Genomic DNA, 1075 nt, shown 5'->3' with positions numbered 1-1075 from the left:
CCCTCCACCTCCAGCCCACCCCCGGCACCGACCTCGCCCTCGCCCTCGGCCTGCTCCACCTCGCCGTCACCGAGGGCCGCGCCGACCGGGAATACCTCGACAAGCGCACCACCGGCTTCGACGCCGCCTGGCGGCGGGCCGCCGCCTGGTGGCCCGAGCGCGTGGAACGCGTCACCGGGGTCCCCGTCGCCGAGATGCGCGAGGCCGTCGGCCTCCTCGCCGACGCGGAGCGGGCGTACGTCCTGACCGGCCGCGGAGCCGAACAGCACAGCAAGGGCACCGACACCGTCGCCGCGTTCATCAACCTCGCCCTCACCCTGGGCCTGCCCGGCCGCGAGGGCAGCGGCTACGGCTGCCTCACCGGCCAGGGCAACGGCCAGGGCGGCCGCGAGCACGGCCAGAAGGCCGACCAGCTCCCCGGCTACCGCATGCTCACCGACCCGGCGGCCCGCGCCCACGTCGCCTCCGTGTGGGGCGTCGACCCCGACAGCCTGCCCGGCCCCGGCCGCAGCGCGTACGAACTCCTCGACGCCCTCGGCACCGACGGAGGGCCCCGCGCCCTCCTCGTCTTCGGCTCCAACCCCGTCGTCTCCGCGCCCCGCGCGGCCCGCATCGCCGACCGGCTGGCCTCCCTCGACCTGCTCGTCGTCGCCGACTTCGTGCCGTCCGAGACCGCCGAACTCGCCGACGTCGTCCTCCCCGTCACCCAGTGGGCCGAGGAGGAGGGCACCATGACCAGCCTGGAGGGCCGCGTACTGCGCCGCCGCAGGCTCCTGCCGCCGCCCGGCGAAGCCCGCAGCGACCTCGACGTCCTCCACGGCATCGCCGTCCGCCTCGGCCAGGACCCCGCCCGCTTCCCCACCGACCCCCGCACCGTCTTCGAGGAGCTGCGCCGCGCCTCCGCCGGCGGCCGCGCCGACTACTCCGGCATCAGCTGGGAACGCCTCGACGCCGGCGAGGCCCTGCACTGGCCCTGCCCCGAGACCCCCGCCGGCGCCGGCGAAGTGGAACGGCAGGAACACGGTGTCGGTGCGCAGCGAGGGGACGAGGCGGACGGCGGCGGCCGGGCCAACCT

General features: G+C 76.8%; 1 protein-coding gene. It reads left to right on the top strand.

Translation table 11 applies throughout. The annotated features are described in order from the left end of the window. Positions 1-1075 (top strand): molybdopterin oxidoreductase family protein (locus tag EF903_RS32875; RefSeq protein WP_148142659.1); only part of this gene is annotated, 1075 nt, incomplete at both ends.

It is taken from the genome of Streptomyces sp. WAC05292 (genome assembly GCF_003949955.1).
Lineage (GTDB): Bacteria > Actinomycetota > Actinomycetes > Streptomycetales > Streptomycetaceae > Streptomyces > Streptomyces globosus.
Note: the sequence above shows the minus strand (reverse complement) of the source record. Positions and strands in the feature narration are given on the sequence as shown.